Here is a 16,032-nt window from a genome sequence, read left to right as displayed (position 1 = left end):
CCGGGGCTCAGATCGGGTGCAGGCCGGGGAAGTCGAGCCCGAGTGACTCGTCCCAGCCCATCCGGATGTTGAGGCACTGGATGGCATTGCCCGCGCCTCCCTTGACGAGGTTGTCGAGCGCCCCGCACAGCAGCACCCGGCGAGTCTCCGGGTCCATGGCGAAGCCGACGTCGCAGTAGTTGGAGCCGAGCAGGATCTTCGGCTCGGGCAGCCGGTAGTTACCCCGCTTCTGGGCGATGACGCGGACGTGCGGCTCAGCGCCGTACACCGCGCGGTAGAGCCGCCGCACCTCCTGCTCCGGGATGGGCTCAACCAACTTGGCGTGGCACAGGACCTGGACCCCGCGCACGGCGTCCACACCGGTGGCGGTCATCATCACGTCGAGGCCGGTGGCCTGGGCGATCTCGGCCTGGTGCCGATGGTTCAACGGGGCGAACACCCGGAGCACGCCGCTTCGTTCGGCGTGCAGGTTCATCTCACCGGCCGAAGCACCCGATCCGCTGGAGCCGACCCGGCCGTCGACGGTGACCGCCGGCTCCAGGAGTCCCGCCTCGCTCAGCGGCCGCAGCGCCAGGATCGACGCCGTGGCCATACAGCCGGGGACACTGACCAGATCCGCCGTGCTCAGCTGCGCACGGTACAGCTCGGGCAGTCCGACGACCGCGCTGCCGAGCAGGTCGGGCGCCGGATGCTCGCCGTAGTGACGGCGGTAGACGGCGGGATCGGCGAGTCGCAGATCGGGGCTGAGGTCGTAGACGACCTTGCCCCGGGCCGTCAGCGCGGCCCACTGATCCCGGTCCGCCACGGTTGAGCTGGTAAGGAACAGCGCGTCGCACTCGGGCAGTTCCTCTGGCGGGAGGTAGACGAGGCCGGTTCTGCCCCGCAGATTCGGGTGGCTGCCGTCCACGCGCCGACCGCTCAGTCGGGACGAGGTGACCGCCGCGATCTCTACTTCCGCATGCCCGGACAGGAGACGCAGCAGTTCTCCTCCGATATAGCCGGCACCGCCTACGATCCCGACCCGGATCACTCGCCCCAGTCCTCCTCGACCTCAGGCGCCACCGCGACCATCAATGGGTCCAGTGAAATCACTTCGAGTTCACCGGCGCATTCTCCGCATTCGAGGATTTCATTGAGCTCGGGCTGTTGCGCGACTTTCACTTCCGCTACGCATTCGGGACAAGCCACGTTCACTGCGCCACCTCCGCCGGAAGTCCATCCGTCTGACGCTTCGAGGTTCGCTCAGGCCCGAAGGAGTGGGCAGTAGGGGAAAGCCCCGACAGGTGTCCGTGCAGCGCGGCAAGTACCTGCTCGTATGACACGATGACCCGGTCCGAGCGACGGCGTAGGGCGGGCAGGGCCGCCGCCCGGTCCGTGCGTGCGGTGGCCACGGCGATCCGCAGGGCCGACCAGTGGTGGGTGACGCGGGCGACCAGCCGGGCCAGTTCACGCAGCCGCCGGTCGCCGAACTCCCGCCCTGCGCGATCCAGGAAGTCGCCGTGCAGTCCGCTCACGGCCAGCACGGGACCGGCCACGATGAAGACCTCGTCCACCACGTCGGGCGCGTCCGGCAGCCGTTCCCAGGCTCCGTCGAGGTAGGCCCGGAGCCCCGGCAGTCCCGAGGTCCGCCGGTCGGCCGGATCGGTCAGTCCCCGGACGTTGCGGGCCACCACTTCGGCGACGAACTCCGGGGTGAAGGGCGGCTGCGGGTCCGTCGCCTCCCAGCTCAGCCAGCGGTTGCCGATCGGGTTCGCGGTGAAGAACATGTCCCGGTCATGCCGGACGGGGTTGCCCGAGTCCCGGGCCGCCGTCAGGGCCGCCAGCGGCAGCGGCCCCTGGTAGGCGGGCGGTACCGGGTCGGTGACGTACGCTTCGCCCGCCTCGTCGTCAAAACCGTGCACCACCATCAGGTGGTTGGTGTGCACGTCCCGGTAGGCGGGACGGAACGGCAGGTGGAAGTTGTCGGCGGCCACGGCCACCGGGCGCCCCGCGCACAGCTCCGCGCGTACCTCCTGCCAGCCTTCGTCGGGTCCGGCAGGGGTGTGCCAGCGAGAGTGCAGTCCGTGGTGGGGGGCGAGCCCGGCGAAGAGGTCCTCGGCGTGGCCGGGCAGGTAGTACTCCTCGCGGCGCAGGTCGCCCGGGTAGTGGAAGCCCCAGCCCGCGCCGAGCACGATCTGCGGGTCGAGGCCTCGGTGGGCGAGCAGCACTCCGGCCGTGGCATGCAGGCAGTGGCCCAGCTCGTGCCGCCAGGGCGCGACGGGTGCCAGCTCAACTCGCATCACGCACCCCCGGTTCCCTGACGGCGGTGAGCGCGAAGACGTGCATCGCCGGGTTGTCCGGCAACCGCAGCGCGGTCAGCTCGCCCGCCACCGTGACCGGGATGCGCTGCTGCCAGATCGCGGGACGGTGGCCGTCGTGGGTGTGGCGCGGGTAGCGCAGCCCCGAGGTCCGGAACGCCTCGGGCTCCCCGAACCAGGCGGCGGTCTCGGGCCAGAAGTCGGACATGCGCAGCCAGGCCGTACGCACCGCGCCGTCCGCGTAGTGGAGTTCCACCTCGTCCTCGGTGCGCCGCTCGGCCGCGCCGAGGAGGTAGAGCCAGTCGGGGCGGACGGCGGGCAGTGGCAGGAGCTGGCCGCGGCACCGGATGTTGTCGCCGCGACCGCTCTCCCTGGCCGGGAACTCGAACGTCACTCCCGCCACGGCCACCGATGAGCCGGGGGCCGGTAGGCTCTCGGCGGGAAAGGTGTTGCGCCAGATGTTGAATCCGTAGGACTCGTCGGCGCCTGATTTCGCAATTCCGCGATTGTCGCAGGCTTCTGAAATATCGACGACCGTGCTTACCATGCGTGAATGCATGTGGACCTCATCACTTCCCTTTCCCGGGAACACGCTGAGCGGATATCCCAACTCGTGCGGACTGCCTATGCGACGGGGGATCTCCTACCCGGACTGCCAACCGCGGACGGCGCCCTGGCAGACGCGAAGGAGGTCCACCGGGACCTGGCCGCGGGCCAACCGCTGTGGGTGGCACGGGACGCCGGACGGCTGGTGGGCACGGTGCGGGCCGTGCGGGTGACGCCGGAGCTGTGGGAGATACGGCGGCTGGCGGTCGACCCCACCTGTCGCCGCACCGGTGCGGCGACGACGTTGGTGCACCGGCTCGAAGCCGCCGCCGCGGCCGCCGGCGCCCGTGAGGTGGCGCTGGACGCGGTGGTGGAGCGGGGCAACCCGGCGTTCTACGCACGCCTTGGCTACCGCACGGTGCGACACTTCGGCGCGGCCGACAAACCGCTCTCCGAGGTCCACATGCGCCGCGCTCTGGGTGCCCGGCTCATGCCCGTGCCGCACGATGCCGCACCGGTCGGGCCCGGACTGCTCCTGGAGTGGCGGGCGGTGGCCGGTGGCACCTCTTGCTGGTCGCGGCTGCTGGCCTCCGGGGAGCAGGTCCCGGCCCACCCGAAGGCGATCGGGGCGGACTTCTGGCCGGGTGCGACGTCCGCCGAACTCGCCATGGTGCAACGTGCCTTGACGTGCCACGACGGCGGCGAAAGCGGCGGAGCCGGAGGCGAGACGCTCTTCGTCCGCCCCGCCGTCGCCGTGGACGCCTTCTGCCGCCCCCGGCAGCGCCATCCCCGGTTGCTGGCCTGGTGGCGCCGCCCGCCGGCGCGGACGTCCGTGGCTGTCTGAGCAGCTCACTCCCGGCCCCGGGCGATACTGAGGGCCGCCGCCGCGATGGACTGCGGGTGCACTCCCGCGTACTCGAGGAGTTGGCGTTCGTCCGCCACATGGTCGAGGTAGCCGTCAGGCACGCCGATCCGGCGCACAGGACAGGGATGATCCTCCGCGACCGTCTCGCAGACGGCCGCTCCGAGTCCACCGACCCGCACATGGTCTTCGACCGTGACGATGCCACCGGTCTCCCGGGCGGCACGGCCGAGCGCCACGGTGTCGAGCGGCTTGATGGTGTGCATGTTCAGAACCCGCGCCGAGTACCCCTGCCGGGCGAGGAGTTCGGCCGCCTCCAGGGCCATCACCACCGGGTAGGGGCCGGTGGCGACGAGGGTGACGTTCTCGCCCTCGCGCAGCAGCCGGGCCTCACCGAGGCGGAAGTCGTAAGGACCCTCGTTCACCAGCGGCGTCGCACCGCGTCCCAGCCGCACGTAGAGGGGGCCGGGCAGGTCGGTGGTGGCCCGCACGACCGCCTCCGTCTCCGCGGCGTCGCACGGCACGACCACCGTCATGTGCGGCAGCGTCCGCACGATGGCGATGTCCTCCAGTGCGTGGTGAGTGGGGCCATAGTGACCGGCGGAGAGCCCGGCGTGCGTCACGACGACCCGGACCGGCAGGTTGTTGCCCGCGACGTCGACCTTCAGCTGCTCGCAGGCGCGTGCCGCGGCGAAGCTGGCGATGGTGTTGGCGTAGGGCCGCAGCCCGGAGTGGGCGAGCCCGGCACAGACACCAAGGAGGTTTGCCTCGGCGATGCCCACGTTGACGTACTGCGCGGGGAACTCCTCGCCGAAGAGGGTCTCCAGTCCGCCCATGTCCGAATCGACGCAGAAGATCCGTGGGTCCGACCGGGCCAGATCCACCAGGGTGCGGCGGTAGGCTTCCCGCGCGGGTACGGCGTACCGCTCGGCCCACCCCTGCTCGGGCGGTGCTTCGGTGCGTACGTCGCTCATGTCGTCCTGCCTGACCTCAGGTCCTTCTTCGCCCGCTGATAGAGCCTCGGGCTCAGCTGTACGGAGTGGCTCTTCTTCTTGCCCTCGAAGAGCGCCACGCCCCGGCCCTTCACGGTCCGGGCGATGATCACCGTGGGCTTCCCGGTCCGCGCGGGGAGCGCGGCGAACGTCTTTTCCAGCACGGACTCGTCGTGGCCGTCGATCTCGACGGCGGACCAGCCGAAGCTGCGCCAGCGGTCCGCCAGGGGTTCGAGGGCCACGCAGTCCTCGGTGCTACCGGTGATCTGCAGGCCGTTGCGGTCGACGATGGCCACCAGGTTGTCGAGCCGGTAGTGGGCGGCCGCCATCGCCGCCTCCCAGACCGAGCCCTCCTGGAGTTCGCCGTCCCCGAGCAGCACGAACGCCCGTGCGGGGCGGCCTAGTCGGCGCATGGCCAAGGCGACGCCGGTACCGAGAGACAGGCCATGGCCCAGCGACCCGGTGGGGAACTCCACCCCGGGCACCCGGCTGAGCGGGTGGCCGGCCAGTCGGCTGCCGGGTTGTGTGTAAGTCTCCAGCTCCTCCACCGGCAGGTACCCGGTCTCGGCCAGCACCGCGTACAGCGCGGGCGCGGCGTGGCCCTTGCTGAGCACGAAGCGGTCCCGGTTCGGCCAGTCGGGCTCCTGAGGGCGGCCGTCGAGCACCCGTGTGTAGAGATGCAGCAGCACGTCCGCGCAGGAGAGGCTGCCGCCGATGTGCGCGCCGTGCGGCGAGGCGCCCATCTTCAGGATGTGCTCCCGGATCCGCAACGCCTGCTCAGCGAAGGACGGTTGGGCTGTTTCCGTGGACGCTGTCATCGCGCTGCTCCTCCGTTAACAGCCGTGTGCCAGAGCGGGCGGTGCCGGGCTGAGGCGATCACGGGTGCCAGGGTGTCGAGTTGGCCCCATACCTTGTCGAACGCGGTGGCACACAGATCGAGTACGGGTCCGCAGGCTGGGTTGAGGTGCCAGCGCTGGAGCGTGACCGACTCGTCGATCACGGCCAGACTCACGGGGAAGTCCCCGATGTCCGCGCCGACATCGTGGAAGGCCTGCTGGCCGGGGAGCGGCACCACTTGGTAGGGCTGTACGGGCACTCCCTCGGCGCGTAGCGCCCGCTGGACCACGGCCCGAAACGCTCCGGGCGCCAGCTCGGGGTAGCCTGCGGCAGCCGGGTCGAACCTCAGCCGCAGGATGTGCCATGCGTGGGTGCGGTCCTCGGGACAGCCAGGGACGACGACGCCGGGCAGGGCGTCGAGGCGGTCGAGGAAGCGGCGTACGACGGTATCGCGAGCGGCACTGTCCGAGTCCAGGCGCTCGAGCTGGCAACGGGTGAACGCGGCCTGCACGGCGCTGAGTTTCTCGTTGCCCGCGGGCACCCTGGACAGGTAGTCACGGTCCCGGCCGGGCTTCAGCTCCTCGCCGAATTGACGGTGCAGCACGACGCGTTCGTGCAGCGCCTCGTCGTCGGTGGTGACCAGGCCGCCCTCGCCGCAGGTGGGGAGGTTCTTCACGACGTTGAGACTGACCGCGTTGATGTGCCCGAGCGAGGCCGCCCGGCGACCCTGGTAGGTGGCGCCCTGAGCCTGGGCGGCGTCCTCGATGACATAGAGGCCGTGGCGGTCGGCCAGCGCCGCGATGGCCGTCATATCGCAGGGCAGTCCGTGCAGATGGACGGCGATCACGGCTCGGGTGCGGCCGGTGACGGCCTTCTCGGCGGCCGTCGGGTCGATTGTGTACGTCCAAGGGTCGATGTCCACGAAGACCGGCTTGAGCGCTCGCTGGATGATGGGCACGGCGCTGCCGACGAAGGTGAGCGCCGGCACAAGCACCTCGGCGCCCGGCTCCAGGTCGAGGGCGGCGAGGGCCAGTTCCAGGGCCGCGGTGCCGTTGGCAACGGCCGCGCAGTGCCGGGTCCCGACGTAACGAGCCCACTCCGTCTGAAGCTTGCTGACCTCGCCGCGCCCTCCGTCATTGGAGGTGAACAGGCCGCCGTCCAACACGTCGCGCAACGCGGCGTGTTCCCGCTCGGTCACCACGGGCCATCCGGTCAGTGCCTTCGTCACGTCCTGCTTGGTGACGGTGCGGGCGCCACCGAGCATGGCGAGTTTCCCTTGGCCAGCCATGCGTGTCCGATCAGTCATGCGCGTCGCCTCCGTCGGGTCGGAAGGTGCGGGCGTGTGAGGGCACCGGCGTCACGCTGGATACCGCCAGTTCCGGCTGGCCCGGCAGACGTACGCTGTGCAGGACGCCGCGACGTGGCACCGGAAGCCAGGCCACGGTCGACCCGGCCGTGGCGACAAGGAATTCCGGGTCGACGACATCGGCGAAGTGCAGCCAGGCGACACCGGAGGTCTCCTGGCGGGCCGGGTGGCACAGCCGGACCCGCAGCCAGTCGTAGTACCCGGGAGGCAGCTCCAGCAGCCCGTCCGGGCCCACGGCCGCTTCCGCCACCGGTTGCTGAGGGTGACTCATCGTCCGGCTCCCAGCGCGAGTGCGCCGAGTACGTAGTCGACGTAGGCGCCGACCAGGTCGGTCTCGAGCACTTCGATCGCGCCGTGGAACTCCGGAGTGTGGTTGACCTCGTTGACGTACATCCGGCCGTCCCGGTGCTCGATGACGTCGACGCCGAGCACTCCGGGGCCGACGGCCTCGGACGTGGCCTGGAGCAGTTTGGCGAGGTCGTCGGTGAGCGGGCACTTCTCCGCCCGGCCGCCGCGCGCGGTGTTGGTGCGCCAGTGGTCCTCGCGCACCTTGTAGATCGCGCCGATCACCTCGCCGCCGAAGACGTACGCCTTGATGTCCCGGTCCGGCTTGTCGACGTACTCCTGAACGAACGTGATCTGGTGCTGTGGTCCGGTCAGCGCGGCACGGTGTTCCAGCAGTGCCTCGGCCTGCTCATGGTCGTGCATGCGGGCAGCGAGCCGCCCCCAGGAACCGGTGAGGGGCTTGACCACCGCGGGGTAGCCGAAGTCGTCCAGCTCGTCCAGCGCCGCCTCGGGGCTGAGCGTGACCAGAGCCCGGATGGTGGGCAGCCCTGCGTCGCGCAGGGCGAGCGTGGTCAGAAGCTTGTCTCCGCACACGGAGATGACTTCGGAGCTGTTGACCACCGGCACTCCGGCGTGCTCGAGCAGTCGGGTGGCGTGGAGGTTGCGGGTATGCGATATCTCCCGGCTGAGCGCTCCCGCGTACGGCAGGACGAGGCGCTCGGAGGTGTTCAGACGCACGGTCAGGCGCCGGACGTCGACGTGCTCGAAGTCGATGCCGCGCCTGCGGAGTTCGGCCAGGAGGAGTTTCTCCTCCAGCCGCGTCCTGGAAGCGAGTACAGCCAGTTTCTGTCCCCTTGCGGTCACTGCAGGACCCTCCCTGGGAGATGCTCGGCGACGTCCGTGGACCGGGCGCGGCGCAGTGCGTGGGCGAGCCGGGGCAGCGCATCGGTCAGCACGTCGATGGCCGCCAGGTACTCGGTGAGGTTGATGCGTTCGTCGACGCTGTGGCACACGTGGGAGTCCCCCGGCCCATAGGCGGCCGTAGGGACGGGCCAGTGGGGGGCGACCACGTTCCAGTCGGAGGTGCCGAGCTTCAGCTTGGGGACGGGCCGTCCCCCGCGCGACGCGATGGCCCCGTTCAGCGCGGCCACGGCGGGATCGGTGCGTCGGGATCGGACGGCGGGCACGTCCTCGACCACAGTGACGCGGCAGTCGGAGCGCATCCGCTCGGTCAACGCCTCCGTGTCGAAGCCCATGGGCAAGCGGCAGGAGATGTCGAGGGTGGCGTGTTCGAGTCCGCCAGTCATGCCGACGAGAGTGGGCAGCGCACGCTGGAACAGCGGCGTGTCATCGGTGAGGCCCTTGGCCAGCGAGGCCTTCAGCTCCTGCCAGAACGCGACGGCCACCTCGGCCGCGGTCGCCTGGCTGGAGCTGGTGTGGGCGGGCGGCTGCGTGAAGTCCGTACGGAACCGGAAGACTCCCTTGTAGCCGATGCCGACGGCGTGCACCCCGCTCGGTTCGCCGATGAGCAGCGCGTCGGGCGGTGCGAGGTGGAGCAGGTGCCGGGCACCGTGCGAAGCGGCCTCCTCCCCCACGGCCCCGATCACCGTCAGGCGGGCCGGGGCGCGGTCCGCGAGCCGGGCGGCGGCGCAGATCATGACGGCGAGCGGGCCCTTGGCATCGACGGTGCCGCGGCCGGTGAGGACGTCGCCCTCCCGTGTCACCGGCAGGTCGCCGGGGACCGTGTCGATGTGCCCGAGCATCCGGATCTCGGGGCCCTCCGGGTCACCGACGGCTCCGTGGACGTTTCCGGCCGCGTCGATGTGACTGTCGAATCCGGCGGCGGCCATCCGTTCGGCCAGCATGAGGGCCAGCTCGCCCTCGTCGCCGGACACGGAGGGAATCTCGACCATGGAGCGCAGGAGTTCGGTCTCATGGCCCGGGGCCGGCCAGGTCACCGGGCCTCGCCCCCGGGGTTGATGTCTACCAGGAGCATGTCGCGAATACCCGTGTGCTGGATGGGCTTGGTGGGCGACACCTCGTGCGTGACCTGCCGGTCGTCGACGAACACGGAGTCGAGCGGGGTCCGCAGGGTGAACTTGGCCGGCTCGCCCTGCTCCGGGTAGATCGTCGACTCGCCGCCCTGACAGTCCTCGCGACTCAGCAGATGCATCCCTATGTACCAGTGGCCGTCCCGGTGACGGCCCTCGGGCGTGGGCAGACCGTCCTCGTCCTGGCCTGCGACCATGCGGATTTGATGGATGCCCAACTCCCAGCTGCGCCGACCGCTGATCGCGGTGGCGAGAGCCGTGTCGAAGCCCGTCAGCGCCGCCATGCCCGGATGCAGCAGCGCCTTCTCCTCGATGGGCGCGAACTCTCGTTCCGCGCCGCGCCACAGCGGAATGCCGTCCTGCCGGAAGGTGGTGTGGGGAAGAACCTCGAACGACGGCTCTTCCGCACCGACCTCCACCCGAACGCGTCCGTAGCGCCGGTACCGGTATCCGCCGCCGCCCGTCAGCGCCTCATCCGCGGGCAGGTCGTTCCAGAACTGACTGAAGGTCTCGAGCACGTCCGCGGGCAGCAGAGTGCGGAGACGACCTCCGTCCAGCGCCGTGTAGCCGCTCCGGGCGATGTCCGCGGCAGCCTCCTCCAATGCGTGCTCCGTGAAGCCGTTCGCGGCCGGACCGAAGGCCCCCATACGCTCCTCCGCTGAGTGTGTGAACTATGAATGACGTCGGGCCCGTTACCAGGGTCAGAAAGGGCGTTCAGGCTCGCGACCACCTTGGCATCCCGACCGCCGCGGGACCTGTCGGTCATTGCCCTGACTAGGCCCGCCGGTCGATCACGCGACGACAGCGGGAGGCCAGTGGTTCACACGTCCACCGGTACGCGGGAGGGCTGTGGGAGAGCTGCGGGCAGAGGCCGTCGCATGGCGTCTCCCGCCTGAAGGCCGCCGTACGACGGGAGTGCCGCGGCTGTCAGCGCGCGGCGGCTGTGCGGCGGGGGCGGGCGATGACCGAGGAGCGTCCGATCATGCTGGCAATCTGCGCCCGTGAGGACACATCCAGCTTGGTGAAGATCCGTCCGAGGTGTGTCTCCACCGTTTTGTGGCTGACCTCCAGCTTGCGCGCTATCTGCCGGTTGGTCCGGCCCTGGCTGACCAGTTCCGCGATCTCGAACTCCCGCTGACTCAGCATGTGTTGCTCGACCGGCGGACGTGCGGCGGCAGCGCGGGAGGCGATCAGCTCGCGCAGCTCACGCGCCGCGGCCGGGGCCTCGCCCAGACCGCACCGGCCGGCTGTCGACTCGACGGCGTCCAGCTCTCGTGCTGCGCCATCGGCGTCCCCCATGTCCCACAGCGCCTTGGCCGCGAGCAGCCGGGCCGGCATCTCCAGGAAGGGATGGTCCTCGATCTCCGCTGCCCGCAGCGCGTGGCCGAGCGCCTCGGCAGGCTTCTCCGCCACCCGGGCCCGGGTTGTCGCGGCCAGGCTCAGCGCAGCGGGCAGTTGCAGCAACTCTGCTGCCGTCCAGGCCCGTTCGGCTGCCTCCTCGGCCTCGTTCCGGCCTCCGGCGGCCAGCGCGGCCTGGCTGAACAGGTCGAGGGCCCTGGGGTGGTCCCACATCGGCAGGTCGAGCAGACGGGCGCCACCGCCCGCGTCGACGACTGCGGCCATGCACGCCGCGGGCTCGCCGTGGGCGAGCAGCGCCGCAGCCTGTGCCAGCCGTATCTGACGCCATGTCGGGGTGTCCGGGGTGATCGCCTCGGCCGCCGCCCGGCTGTCATCCAGGCTCTGCAGCGTGGCACCGCCGGCCAGGGAGATTTCCGCCCGCAGGGCAAGCACCATGCCGAGCAGGTCCGCACGGCCGGGCCCCTGGGCCAGCTTCATCGCCTGGTTCACCTGTTCCCTGGCACGCTCGAGGCGGCCCCGCCGCAGCTCGACGGTGCCGTGACCGACAAGGAGTGGAATCATGGCCTGCCACTGACCATGCCGCCTGCTCACCCCTTGTCCGCGGGCGAAGTGACGGGCCGCCTCAGCATGGTGTCCCAGCCGCATCTCGGCCCAGGCGACGTGGCACACGGCATCGGTACGGCAGGCCAGCTGCTCATCGCTCTGCCAGTCGATCAGCTGCGCCGCCTCGCTCGCACTGCGCTCCGCGACGGCCCGGCGTCCCTCGGTCAGCGCGGCAACCGAGTGCACACCGAGCGCGAAGGCCTGGAGCAGGTGGTCCCCACTGCCTATGGCACTCAGGAGGGCGTCCTCGGACCACTCCCAGCCGGTGTCCCGGACGGTGGTGGCGGCGAGCACGAGTCGCAGCCGCCGGGAGTCGGCCGCCGGGACCCGGGAGGCGATGGCCTGGCGCAGCACGGTCCGGGCCTCGGTGTAACGTCCGGCGAACTGGGCAAGCCGGGCCCGGCATTCGATGGCGACGGCTTCCCCGTCAGGCCGGGCGACGCTGCCGGCGAGCAGTGCTTCGCGGCGGTCCAGGGCGGCCTTGCTCTCCTCGAGCCGCCCCACGACCAGCGCCCCCTCGGCGATGGCTGTCAGGAGTTCCACCCGTTGTTCCCGGCTGTCCGGGCTTTCCCCGAGCATGCGCAGAGCAGCGGTGTACCAGGCGGCGGCGGTCTCGGGGTCCTGAAGCTTGATGACCTTCCCCGCTGAGGTCAGCAGTTCGGCCGCCTCGGGCCCGCCCGCACCCGCCCGCTCCACGTGTTCCGCGATGCGCACGGTGGGCTGGTTGGGGACGCGGCTCAACGCCTCCACGGCCCGCGCATGCGCCCCCAGACGCCAGCCCTCGGGCGCCGAGCGATAAACCACACCACGCAGCACGCGGTGCCGGAAGCGGAAACTGCCGGGCACCATGTCCGCTTGAACCAGATCGAGGGCGAGCAGTTCATCGACGGCCACGAGCACGGTCGTACGGTCCAATTGGGCCACGGCCGCAGTGAGCTCAAGGTCGAAGGCGTCACCGATCACGGCCGCCGCGGAGCCGACGGTCCGCGCGATGGCGGAGAGGGTGTCCAGGTCGGCCAGGATGGACGCGGTGGCCTCCCGCGGGAGTTCGGCGGTGCCCCGGAGCAGCGGCTCGCCCCGACAGTCGTCCCCCTGGCACAGCGCGGCGAGCAGCTTCAGATACCGCGGATTTCCGCCACTCTCCTGATGCACGGTCATGTCATGCTGACCACACAGCTGATCCAGCAGCAACTCCGCGGCCGCCTCGGCGCTCAGCGGCCCGAGGGACAGGTCGATGACGTCCCACTGCGGCTGGGCCGCGCCGAGTGCGGCCAGGAGGCGGTTGGCGACCCCGTGCGGCCGGTAGGCCAGGACCACCAGGAGGTTGAGCTGCGGGGGGTTCCAGATGAGCTTCTCAAGGGTCAGGTTGAGGGCGTGCGATGCCTGGTGCAGGTCGTCGACGACGAGGACGGCCCCGCCGGGGTCTGCCAGTTCCGGTAGGTCTGCCAGAGGGTTCTCCCGCGGGCGCGGGTCGTCCAGGCCCGGCAGGCTGGAGAGAGGCCGGAACGTGCCGTGCCGGTCTTCGGCCGCCGTGCATTCCAGGGACCTCAGGGATGAATTCTTTGCGGCCCACGCAAGGAATTCCGTGAGTAGTCTGGTTTTCCCGATTCCGGCTTCACCGGGAATTTTGACCAGAACTGGCCGGTCGACCACACCCTCAACGATCTCCATAAGGGTGCTCAATTCACGCTGCCGCCCCACGACAACCCTGGACATGCCTTCCTACCCCCGTTCCCCGGCATTCCCGATCGCGCCGGGTAAGATTGAGCTTCTGGGCGAGCGGGCGCGCTCGGTTACTCCGTGGCGCGACGGAGACTCAGCGGGCGCATGTCCGTCCATACCTCTTCGATGTAAGCCAGACAGTCCCGCTTGCTGCCAGCCATTCCGGCCTCACGCCAACCGGCCGGGGCCACCCTGCCACGGGCCCAAATCGAGTACTGTTCCTCGTCGTTGACTACGACGACATAGGTGAGCTCGTCCGTACGCTCTGCCATGATCTCCCCGTTCTCTGGCCGTGTACACAACCGTCAAAACGTAAATCAAAGGTCAGTCGAAAGACAGCAGGAGGGGACAACATCACCGTCGGAGATGCCGCGTCGCGACGGGAAACCTTTGAAATCAACGCCGGTCACGCGAAGGATTTTCATCTGCCCCCGTTACAACCCCGTGTTGGCCACGACCGTAAATTGCCTCACCCCTCGAAGTCAAGGTTGAGCAACGAACTGCATGCGGAGGTCTGCACTTTGAAGATCTTCGACGATTCTCAGCCCTGTTGCGCTGCCTGTTGTCGACGGGTCACCTCGTCGCGCACAGCCTCCGTTTGAGCCAGTGTGGTCAGGCCGCCGGCCTCCTGACGGCCACCGCGGACCATCTCGACAGCCACGGTGAGCTGGGCCAGCAAGGTGGCAGGCAGCACGGCACGCGACAAGGCCGCGCCCAGCGCCGCCGCCAGCTTGTGGCCATGCCCCGGGTCGCACTCCACCGCGAGGTCGAGTCGTAGGTCGTGGAAGCGGCTGGGGACCTCCCTCACCACATTGAGCATCCCCCGGGTGTCGAGCCGGCCCGAGCCGAGGAGCCTGGCACCCTCCACCGGCGCATCCCTGAGCGCCGGCTCGTGCCGCAGCAGCCCCGCGACCTCGGCGGTGACGGCGGAGAGCAGGATCTCCTGCGAGTTGGGCCCCTTGTCAATGCCGAGCATCTGCTTGGCCTGGTCGACGACGAGCGGACCCGTCACCCGGCGTATGCCCCCTGTGGTGACTCGGGTCGTGTACGCCGACTCCGAGCCGTACTCCCAGACGACATCGGCCTCTACGGCGCAGTCGTCCGGCGACTCCTGCACGGCGGGGGCCCACACCACCGGGAACACCTCACTCCCGGTGGGACCCAGCACGGTGACCGTGGCCTCTGCCGACGTCGTGTCAAGGGCGGCCTGGTGGTTCGGGCTGAAAACCGCCACCAACTCGTTGATCGAACGCAGCGTCTCGGAGGGTGCGTCGCAGTCGATCTCCGTGCTCCACCCCAGGTCGTCGAGGACGGCACCGGCGGCCGGGGCGCCATCCGGGCCGAGCCGCAAGCGGGCGCGCGCAGTGGTACGCAGGGCGCCCAGGGTCACGCCCCGCGAGGTGAAACCGTTGACCTTGGTGGTGAGCACACAGGCCGCGACAGCGACGAGCATCGACTCCCAGGGGGTCGGGTCACCGGACCGGCTGTCCAGGGCGAGTCGGTGCCGCAGCGTGAAGTCGCGGGCGATGCGGTAGGTGCCGTCCCGGAGGGCGAGGGTACGGCTGACCGCGGTCTCCTCCCCGGGCGCGGGGAGCGGCGTGACGACCCGGAAGTCGGCGACGGCCTCCTCCGGGTTGTCCCGGTACTCGTGCACGCTCTCCGAGACACCGGTGATGTTCAGGCCGTTGCGCATGTTCTTGGTTCTCCCTGTCCCGCGTCGCTGTCCCGCGCTGGTCCCGCGCCCTTGTCTCACAGACCCGCGAGGGCCTGGTCGAGATCCTCGAGCAGGTCCTCGGTGTCCTCGATGCCGGCCGAGAAACGCACCAGCCCCGGCGCGATGCCGACCTCCACCCGCTGACGTTCGGTCAGAAAGCTGTGCGAGGTGTTGAACGGCAGGCTGACAAGCGACTCGACACCGCCAAGGCTGGTCGCCACCACCGGCAGACGCAGCCGGTCAAGCAGCTTGAGCGCCGCCTCGTCCCCGCCCTTCAGCTCGAAGGAGACCATGCCGCCCCAGCCTCCGGGGCACACCTCGTGAAGCCAGGTCCAGGGGTAGTCCGGACGGGAGGGGTGGTGAACCCGGTGCACCACGGGATGCTCCGCGAGCATGGCCGCGACCGCGGTCGCGTTCGTGTGGTGCTGCCGCATCCGGAGTGCGAGCGTCTTGAGCCCGCGCTCAAGGAGGAAGCACATCCCGGCGTCCAGCGAACCGCCCAACTTGAGCATCTGAGCCCAGATCCTGTCGACGTACTTCCGCGGTCCCGCTGCCGCACCGGCCGTCACGTCGCTATGACCGTTGAGGTACTTGGTGGCACTGTGGATCACGAGGTGCGCGCCGTGTTCCAGCGGCCGCAGATGGATCGGCGTGAGGAAGGTGTTGTCGATCACCAGGAGCAGGTGGCGCTCCCGGGCGAGCTTCCCCAACTCGACGAGCGGGACGGCCTTGAGGAGGGGGTTGGTGAGTGACTCGAAGAACAGGACCTGCGTCTCGTCACGTACTGCGGCCCGGACGGCGTCGATGTCCGTGGGATCGGTGAAGGTGACGGTGCGGCCCAGTTGATGCATGTCCTCACGGAGCAGGTTGTACGTTCCGCCGTACACGTCCCGGCTGCTCACGATGTGGCCGCCGTGGTTGGTGAGCGCGAGTAGCGTGGTGGTGATGGCGGCCATCCCCGAGGAGAAGACCATGGCGCTTTCGGTGTTCTCCAGCGAGGCGAGTTTCTCCTGCACGGTCCACTGGTTGGGGCTGCCGTACCGCCCGTAGATGGGGACGTCCCGAATGTGCCCCTGGTCGAACGCGGCGTAGGTGTCCTCGGTGAACCGGAAGGTCGTGGTCTGGAAGACCGGTGTGCCCACCGCGCCGGTGCCGGGGTCCTCGTAAGTACCCGCGTGCACACTACGGGTGCCCAGGCCCCGACCGTCCACGACCCGCTGCTGGTCCAGCCTCGGTCCCGGAACGCGTCCCCTGGACAGGCTGTCCGTCCACTCCTTGCCGCTGCCCGGTTCGGGGGCGTTGCCTTGGGATCTGGCCACGACGCTCCTCTCGCGTGAGTGGCTGTCACTGTAAAGTGGCCCACCCTTCAGCGCGCCCCAGGGGAATCCCTGACTACCG

16 protein-coding genes are annotated in these 16,032 nt (G+C 69.9%); 1 reads left to right on the top strand and 15 read right to left on the bottom strand.

All coding sequences use genetic code 11. The annotated features are described in order from the left end of the window. Positions 1–7: 7 nt before the first annotated feature. From argC to GCN81_RS15515, 4 genes are read right to left on the bottom strand one after another with little or no spacing between them, the layout of a single operon-like run. Entirely contained in the window at positions 8–1,030 is a 1,023-nt protein-coding gene (argC, locus tag GCN81_RS15530; RefSeq protein ID WP_156725197.1) for an N-acetyl-gamma-glutamyl-phosphate reductase, read from the bottom strand. Continuing rightward, positions 1,027–1,188 (bottom strand): lysine biosynthesis protein LysW, encoded by a 162-nt coding sequence (gene lysW / locus GCN81_RS15525; RefSeq protein WP_197287653.1) that lies wholly within the window; start codon positions 1,186–1,188, stop codon positions 1,027–1,029. The genes argC and lysW overlap by 4 nt, the downstream gene beginning before the upstream one ends. A 2-nt stretch (positions 1,189–1,190) precedes the next feature. Continuing rightward, positions 1,191–2,279, bottom strand: a complete 1,089-nt coding sequence (locus tag GCN81_RS15520) for a BtrH N-terminal domain-containing protein (RefSeq protein ID WP_231626746.1) — start codon at positions 2,277–2,279, stop codon at positions 1,191–1,193. Further along, positions 2,269–2,856: a hypothetical protein gene (locus GCN81_RS15515; protein ID WP_156725194.1), complete on the bottom strand. Its 588-nt coding sequence runs from the start codon at positions 2,854–2,856 to the stop codon at positions 2,269–2,271. Before GCN81_RS15515 ends, GCN81_RS15520 begins: the two co-directional genes overlap by 11 nt. 54 nt (positions 2,857–2,910) lie before the next feature. Here GCN81_RS15515 and GCN81_RS15510 point away from each other — a divergent pair, with 54 nt between their 5' ends. Beyond that, positions 2,911–3,687 (top strand): GNAT family N-acetyltransferase, encoded by a 777-nt coding sequence (locus GCN81_RS15510; protein WP_197287652.1) that lies wholly within the window; start codon positions 2,911–2,913, stop codon positions 3,685–3,687. A 5-nt stretch (positions 3,688–3,692) separates the two neighbouring features. Here the strand turns inward: GCN81_RS15510 and GCN81_RS15505 are convergent, their stop codons facing one another. From GCN81_RS15505 to GCN81_RS15455, 11 genes are all read right to left on the bottom strand, one after another. Further along, positions 3,693–4,679, bottom strand: a complete 987-nt coding sequence (locus GCN81_RS15505; RefSeq protein ID WP_156725192.1) for a transketolase family protein — start codon at positions 4,677–4,679, stop codon at positions 3,693–3,695. Then, positions 4,676–5,515 (bottom strand): transketolase, encoded by an 840-nt coding sequence (locus GCN81_RS15500; protein ID WP_156725191.1) that lies wholly within the window; start codon positions 5,513–5,515, stop codon positions 4,676–4,678. The genes GCN81_RS15505 and GCN81_RS15500 overlap by 4 nt, the downstream gene beginning before the upstream one ends. After that, on the bottom strand, positions 5,512–6,840 hold the full coding sequence (locus GCN81_RS15495; RefSeq protein WP_197287651.1) for a DegT/DnrJ/EryC1/StrS family aminotransferase: 1,329 nt from the start codon (positions 6,838–6,840) through the stop codon (positions 5,512–5,514). Before GCN81_RS15495 ends, GCN81_RS15500 begins: the two co-directional genes overlap by 4 nt. Continuing rightward, on the bottom strand, positions 6,833–7,171 hold the full coding sequence (locus tag GCN81_RS15490; protein ID WP_156725190.1) for a hypothetical protein: 339 nt from the start codon (positions 7,169–7,171) through the stop codon (positions 6,833–6,835). The genes GCN81_RS15495 and GCN81_RS15490 overlap by 8 nt, the downstream gene beginning before the upstream one ends. Further along, positions 7,168–8,049 carry a lysine biosynthesis protein LysX gene (lysX, locus tag GCN81_RS15485; RefSeq protein WP_231626742.1) on the bottom strand — a complete coding sequence of 294 codons (882 nt, stop codon included), beginning with the start codon at positions 8,047–8,049 and terminating at the stop codon, positions 7,168–7,170. The genes GCN81_RS15490 and lysX overlap by 4 nt, the downstream gene beginning before the upstream one ends. Beyond that, the gene (locus GCN81_RS15480) at positions 8,046–9,143 is read right to left on the bottom strand and encodes a M20/M25/M40 family metallo-hydrolase (RefSeq protein WP_156725189.1); all 1,098 of its coding nucleotides are present in this window, start codon (positions 9,141–9,143) and stop codon (positions 8,046–8,048) included. Before GCN81_RS15480 ends, lysX begins: the two co-directional genes overlap by 4 nt. Next, positions 9,140–9,883, bottom strand: coding sequence for a 2OG-Fe dioxygenase family protein (locus GCN81_RS15475; RefSeq protein ID WP_156725188.1), 744 nt, complete (start codon positions 9,881–9,883; stop codon positions 9,140–9,142). The genes GCN81_RS15480 and GCN81_RS15475 overlap by 4 nt, the downstream gene beginning before the upstream one ends. Positions 9,884–10,163: 280 nt before the next feature. Next, entirely contained in the window at positions 10,164–12,869 is a 2,706-nt protein-coding gene (locus GCN81_RS15470; protein WP_156725187.1) for a helix-turn-helix transcriptional regulator, read from the bottom strand. A gap of 122 nt (positions 12,870–12,991) precedes the next feature. Continuing rightward, complete coding sequence (locus GCN81_RS15465; RefSeq protein WP_156725186.1) at positions 12,992–13,192, bottom strand: MbtH family protein; 201 nt, start codon at positions 13,190–13,192, stop codon at positions 12,992–12,994. A 269-nt stretch (positions 13,193–13,461) separates the two neighbouring features. Beyond that, complete coding sequence (locus tag GCN81_RS15460; RefSeq protein ID WP_156725185.1) at positions 13,462–14,613, bottom strand: hypothetical protein; 1,152 nt, start codon at positions 14,611–14,613, stop codon at positions 13,462–13,464. 56 nt (positions 14,614–14,669) lie between these two features. Continuing rightward, positions 14,670–15,953, bottom strand: a complete 1,284-nt coding sequence (locus GCN81_RS15455) for a trans-sulfuration enzyme family protein (protein WP_156725184.1) — start codon at positions 15,951–15,953, stop codon at positions 14,670–14,672. Between the last annotated feature and the right edge of the window lie 79 nt (positions 15,954–16,032).

This window comes from Streptomyces apocyni (assembly GCF_009739465.1).
Classification (GTDB): Bacteria; Actinomycetota; Actinomycetes; order Streptomycetales; family Streptomycetaceae; genus Streptomyces; species Streptomyces apocyni.
The sequence above is the reverse complement of the archived record's forward strand: the minus strand, read 5'-3'. Positions and strand labels throughout refer to the sequence as shown.

Coding starts and splice junctions, on each gene's coding strand:
- GCN81_RS15490 (WP_156725190.1), bottom strand. CDS start 7,171: ATGAGTCACCCTCAGCAACCGGTGGCGGAAGCGGCCGTGGGCCCGGAC.
- GCN81_RS15465 (WP_156725186.1), bottom strand. CDS start 13,192: ATGGCAGAGCGTACGGACGAGCTCACCTATGTCGTCGTAGTCAACGAC.
- GCN81_RS15460 (WP_156725185.1), bottom strand. CDS start 14,613: ATGCGCAACGGCCTGAACATCACCGGTGTCTCGGAGAGCGTGCACGAG.
- GCN81_RS15500 (WP_156725191.1), bottom strand. CDS start 5,515: ATGACAGCGTCCACGGAAACAGCCCAACCGTCCTTCGCTGAGCAGGCG.
- GCN81_RS15520 (WP_231626746.1), bottom strand. CDS start 2,279: ATGCGAGTTGAGCTGGCACCCGTCGCGCCCTGGCGGCACGAGCTGGGC.
- GCN81_RS15470 (WP_156725187.1), bottom strand. CDS start 12,869: ATGGAGATCGTTGAGGGTGTGGTCGACCGGCCAGTTCTGGTCAAAATT.
- GCN81_RS15475 (WP_156725188.1), bottom strand. CDS start 9,883: ATGGGGGCCTTCGGTCCGGCCGCGAACGGCTTCACGGAGCACGCATTG.
- GCN81_RS15495 (WP_197287651.1), bottom strand. CDS start 6,840: ATGACTGATCGGACACGCATGGCTGGCCAAGGGAAACTCGCCATGCTC.
- GCN81_RS15515 (WP_156725194.1), bottom strand. CDS start 2,856: ATGCATTCACGCATGGTAAGCACGGTCGTCGATATTTCAGAAGCCTGC.
- GCN81_RS15505 (WP_156725192.1), bottom strand. CDS start 4,679: ATGAGCGACGTACGCACCGAAGCACCGCCCGAGCAGGGGTGGGCCGAG.